This window comes from Streptomyces sp., assembly GCF_031178505.1.
Taxonomy (GTDB): domain Bacteria; phylum Actinomycetota; class Actinomycetes; order Streptomycetales; family Streptomycetaceae; genus Streptomyces; species Streptomyces gulbargensis.
The window spans coordinates 1-5,334 of sequence record NZ_JAPSIW010000499.1; the positions used below are offsets into that span (position 1 = coordinate 1).

At 74.7% G+C, this 5,334-nt stretch carries 4 protein-coding genes; 3 read left to right on the forward strand and 1 reads right to left on the reverse strand.

The window, feature by feature from the left end; all coding sequences use genetic code 11:
• Together RIF68_RS26275 and RIF68_RS26280 are read left to right on the forward strand one after the other, a co-directional pair.
• A partial coding sequence (locus RIF68_RS26275) for a hypothetical protein (protein WP_309053777.1) occupies positions 1–215 on the forward strand: 215 nt, incomplete at its 5' end.
• The gene (locus tag RIF68_RS26280; protein ID WP_375165090.1) at positions 212–2,557 is read left to right on the forward strand and encodes a heavy metal translocating P-type ATPase; all 2,346 of its coding nucleotides are present in this window, start codon (positions 212–214) and stop codon (positions 2,555–2,557) included. The genes RIF68_RS26275 and RIF68_RS26280, both read left to right, overlap by 4 nt.
• A 28-nt stretch (positions 2,558–2,585) precedes the next feature.
• Here RIF68_RS26280 and RIF68_RS26285 read toward each other — a convergent pair whose 3' ends face one another.
• A complete protein-coding gene (locus RIF68_RS26285; protein ID WP_309053778.1) occupies positions 2,586–3,284 on the reverse strand; it encodes a response regulator transcription factor in 699 nt (232 codons plus the stop codon).
• 432 nt (positions 3,285–3,716) lie between these two features.
• Between RIF68_RS26285 and RIF68_RS26290 the strand changes: the two genes are divergently transcribed.
• The coding region (locus tag RIF68_RS26290; RefSeq protein WP_309053779.1) for an AMP-binding protein at positions 3,717–5,334 on the forward strand (1,618 nt) is incomplete at its 3' end.

Consider the following 5,334-nt stretch of genomic DNA (forward strand, 5'->3'; position numbering starts at 1 on the left):
TACGACGGCGCTTCGCCGCGGGCGGGGCGCGCGCGCCCTGGCTGCGCGGACCGGCCGGTTATCTCCTCCTGCTCGGCGTGCTGTTCGTGCTGGCCCTGCTGGTGGGCCGCGCGGTCGGCCCCGTACCACCCGAGGTCCGGCCGGGCTGGAGCCCGCCCCGCGAGGAGTCCTGGCGGCACGGGGCCGGCATGGACGGCATGGGTGAGGCACGGTGACCGGCATCGCGGCGGGCGGGACGCTCCGTACGGGAGAGACGGCCGGGACGGGAGCGGCGCGGGACGGTGGCGCCGGGGAACTGGTGACCACGGACCTCGCCGTCGGCGGGATGACGTGCGCCGCGTGCGTGGCGCGGGTGGAGAAGCGGCTCGGCCGCATCGAGGGGGTCACCTCGGGCGTGAACCTGGCCACCGGCCGGGCCCGGGTCCTGCATCCGCCGGAGGTACCGGTGGAGCGGCTCGTGGCGGCGGTCGAACGCGCCGGATACACGGCGGCGCCGCTCAGCCCGGGTGACGCCGGCCCGGGGGCACCGGCGGAGGAAGGGGCGGACGACACGGAGGCGCGGCTGCGCGTCGTCCTCGTGGCCCTCCTCGCCCTGCCGGTCATGGTCGTCTCGATGGTGCCGGCCGCGCAGTTCCTCAACTGGCAGTGGGTGTGCTTCCTGCTGGCCGCGCCCGTGGCGCTGTGGGGCGCGGAGTCGTTCCACCGGGGTGCGCTGCGGGCCCTGCGGCACCGCACGGCGACGATGGACACGCTGGTGAGCCTCGGCGTCCTGGCCTCCTTCCTCTGGTCCGCGTACGCCCTGTTCCTGGGCGGGGCCGGGACGCCCGGCATGCGGATGCCGTTCTCGCTGTCCGCGGGCTCCGCCGACGCCCACGTCTATCTGGAGGCGACGGTCGGCGTGCCGCTGTTCGTGCTGTGCGGGCGGCTCCTGGAGACGCGGGCCCGCCGCCGTACCGGTTCCGCGCTGCGCGCCCTCGCGGAGCTCGCGGTCAAGGACGTGAGCGCCGTCGACGGCCCGGAGGGGGGCGGGGAGCACCGGATTCCGGTCGAACGGCTGCTGCCCGGGGGGCACTTCCTGGTCCGGCCGGGCGAGCGGGTCGCCACGGACGGTGTGGTGGTGCGCGGCGGGGCGGTTCTGGACGTGTCGATGCTGACGGGCGAGAGCGTCCCGGTCGAGGCGGGCCCCGGGGACCGGGTCACCGGCGGGACGCTGGACCTCGGCGGCAGCCTGGTGGTCCGGGCCACCGCGGTCGGCGCCGACACCCAACTGGCCAGAATCACCGCGCTGGTGGTCGAGGCGCAGGCCGGCAAGGCGCGGGCGCAACGGCTCGCGGACCGGGTCGCCGGCGTGTTCGTACCGGCGGTGCTGGCGCTCGCGGTGGCGGTCACGGCGTTCTGGCTGGGCGCGGGCGCCACGGCGCAGGGCGCGGTGACGACCGGCGTCGCGATGCTCGTCGTGGCCTGCCCGTGCGCCCTGGGCCTGGCCACGCCGACGGCGCTCCTGACGGCGACGGGGCGCGGCGCGCAGCTGGGGGTGCTGATCAAGGGGCCCGAGGTCCTGGAACGGCTGCGGGAGATCGACACGGTGGTCCTGGACAAGACCGGGACGCTGACGACCGGCCGGATGCGGCTGCTCGACACGGTGACGGCGGCCGGCTGGGAGCGCGGCGAGGTGCTGCGGCTCGCGGCGGCGGTGGAACGGCTGTCGGAGCATCCCATCGGGCGGGCGGTCGTGGAGGCGGCGGAGAGCGCCGGAGGCAGGGAGCTCCCGGCGGCTCCGGCGTCCGCCCCTCCCCCCGAGGTCGGCGCGTTCGTGGCGATGGCCGGAACCGGGGTGAGCGGGACCGTCGGGGGCCGGCGGGTGCGGGTGCTGCGGCCGCACGCCGCCACCGGGCTGCCGGGGACGCTGGCGGGCGTGCCGGCGGAGGCCGACGCGGCGGGCCGTACGGCCGTGGTGGTGGAGGTGGACGGGGCGCCGGTCGCGGTGCTGGTGCTCGGGGACACGACGCGCCCCGGCGCCGCCCGGGCCGTGGAGCGGCTCCACGCCCTGGGGCTGCGGACGGTGCTGCTCACCGGCGACGGGCCGGGCGCGGCACGGCGGGTGGCGGCCGAGCTCGGCGTCGGGGAGGTGCACTGGTCGGCCTCGCCGGAACGGAAGGCGGAGGTGGTGGAGGAGCTGCGGGCCGCGGGACGGGTGCCGGCGGTGGTGGGCGACGGGGTGAACGACGCGGTGGCACTGGCCCGTGCCGAGCTGGGGATCGCGCTCGGGACGGGGACCGACGCGGCCATCGGGGCGGCCGGGGTGACGCTGGTCCGGGACGACATCCTCGCCGTGGTGCACGCGGTGGAACTGGCACGGCGGGCGCTGGCCGTCATCGGGTCCAATCTCACCTGGGCCTTCAGCTACAACGTGCTCCTGATCCCGGTGGCCGCGGTCGGTCTGCTCCATCCGATGCTGGCCGCGCTGGCTATGTCGGGCAGTTCGCTGCTGGTGGTGGCCAACAGCCTGAGGCTGCGGACGTGGCGGCCGCGCGGGGAGGGGGCCGGCTCACGGTGACGTCGGCAGGGCGGTGACGGTCACCCCGTCACACCTGGGCGGGGAGCAGGCCCTCCCGGAGGGCGGTCACCACGGCCAGGGTCCGGTTGGGGCTGTTCAGTTTGGCGAGAACGTTCGCGACGTGGCGCTTGGCACCGTGCTCGGAGATGTCCAGCCGGCGGGCGATCTGCTTGTTGCTGAGACCGTCCGCAACCAGCGACAGCACCTGCTGCTCCCGGGGGGTCAGGGAGACGGGGCGCGGCGACTTCACGCCGCCGCGCTCCCGGACCTGGGAGAGCAGCTGGCGGGCGAGCGTGGAGGGCATGGAGATCTCGCCTATGGATATCCTGCGAAGGGCGTCGACGAGATCCGCCCTGGTCAGTTCCGACTGTATGAGGAATCCGTCGACGGGTAGACACGCCGCTTGCACGATCATGTGCTGGGCGGCGCTTTCCAGCAGGAAGAGAACCTTGGCCCCCTTTTCGGCCACGTCGCGCAGGGACTCCTCCAGCGCCTCGAATTCGTAGCCCGTACAGGAAATGATGACCAGGTCGACGGGTATTCGGTCGAGACTGCGGGTGAGTTCCTCACAGGACTCGGCTTCGACGAGGTGCCGAATGCTCATGGCGGACAGCATGGTCTTGAGACCTAACCTCGCCATCTCGTTGGGGACGACGAGGGCGACGTCCAGCGCCTCCTCACCCTTCCGAAGGTACTCCTGGACAGGGGTGTGGACGGTCTCGGTCACGACTGGGCCTCCTTGTTTGCTTACCATCGGGGGGCCCGTCCGTCAGGGTGCGCGACGGCGGGGAGTTGGTAGAGCGGCGGAGCACGTGAACGCTGCGGAGCATATGCGCGTCGTGGCATGCCAAAGGGCACACACATGCGTGCCCTCGGACTCCGGCTCGGCCTCGACGCGTTTGTCTTTCGACCGGGTCCTACTATGCGGTGCTAGTAGCCGAGACACTATCCGCCCGGGCACCCCCAGGCAACGACGCCGAAAATCCTCGCCGGGCGGACCGGAATGTTCACGCCACCGCGGTCTCTTCAGGACTACGGCACGTCGACCGGGCCCCTGGAGCGGCCGCCCCGTCGCCCGGTCCGGCCGATCGGGCACCCCCGCTCGGACAGGCCTAAGGACGGGCCGGGCACCGGCGGTGACTGCCTAGCGTGGGGGGCCATGGGAATGGCAGAGACCTCGATACCCCAGGCCCTCGCGCGGGCGGCCGGACACGGCGGCTCGCTGACGGTGCTCGACGCGGCGATGCGGCCGGCCCGGCTGAGTCTGCGCGAACTGGACGAGCGGGCCACGGCGGTGGCCACCGGGCTGCGCCGCGCGGGGGTGGCTCCCGGTGACCGGGTGTGCGTCCTGGCGCCCACCTCGCCGCGGATGCTGCTCGCCCTCTTCGGCCTGTGGCGGCTCGGCGCCGTCGCCGTGATGCTGCCGCACGAACGGCGGGGCGACGCCGGGGAGGCGCGGGCGTTCCTCGCGCACCGGGTGGCGGTGGCCGGGGCGACGGCCCTGCTGACGGACCGGGCGCCGGAGGTACGCGCCCTGCTCGCGGGGTCCCCGGCCGACGGCCCGGCGAGTGAGGTGCCGGACGGGTTCCGGGTGCTCGACCTGGACGAGGCGGCGGCGGGCGTCACCGGCCCGCCGCCGCCCGTACCGGAGGCCGACCGGCTCGGCATGCTGCAGTTCACCTCGGGGACGACCGGTACGTCCAAGGCGGTTCCGGTGCGGCAGGGGCAGCTCGTCGGCAACGTGCTGACCTGCATGGAGGTCCTCGGCATGCGGCCCGGCCACACCTACGTCAGCTGGCTGCCCTTCTACCACGACATGGGCATCGTCTCGGTGGCCGGCCTGCTCGCGCAGGGCGTGCACGCCGTGGTGCTGCCGACGGAGAACTTCCTGCGCCGTCCGTCGTGCTGGATGGAGACGGTGAGCACCTGGCGCGCGGAGATCACGGCGGCGCCCGACTCGGCGTACCGGCTGGCCGCGAAGGCCCAGCAGCTGCGGCCCGCCGCCCTGGACCTGTCCCGGCTGCGGGTGGCGATCAACGGCGCCGAGGCCGTCACCGCGGACATCGTCGACGAGACGCTGCGGGTGCTCGGCACGTCCGGGATGCCGGCCGCGAGCCTCTGCCCGACGTACGGCATGGCCGAGACCACGCTGGTGGTGAGCGCCGCCGGGGCGGACCGCCCGGTCCGGGTCCTCGGCCCGGAGGAGGGTCCGGCCGGCGGCGACGGCTATCCGCGCCCGGCCCGGCCGCTGGTCTCCTGCGGCCGGCCCCTGCCCGGGACCGGGGTGAGCGTCCGGTCGGCGGACGGCCGGGAGCTGCCCGAGGGGCACATCGGCGAGGTGCAGGTGCGCGGGCCCGGAGTGACGGACGGGTACTGGAGGGGGCCCGGGGCGCCGCCGGACACGGCGGGGGTCCTCGCCGACGGCCGGCTGCGCACCGGTGACCTCGGTTTCCTGTACGAGGGCGAGTTGTACGTGTGCGGCCGGATCAAGGACATGATCATCGCCGGTGGCCGGAACCTGTATCCCGAGGACTACGAGATCGCCGCCGACGGTGTCCCGGGCGTGCGGCCCGGGCAGGTGATCGCCTTCTCGCTGCCGGACACCGAGCGCATGGTGGTCGTGGCGGAGGGGATGGGCGGCGAGGAGTCGCTGCGGCGGACGGCCCGCGAGCTGTTCGACCGGCTGCGGACCACGGTGCAGCACGCGCCCGCCGAGGTCGTCGTGGTGCGGGCGGCGACGCTGCCGAAGACCTCCTCCGGCAAGAAGCGGCGCGGAG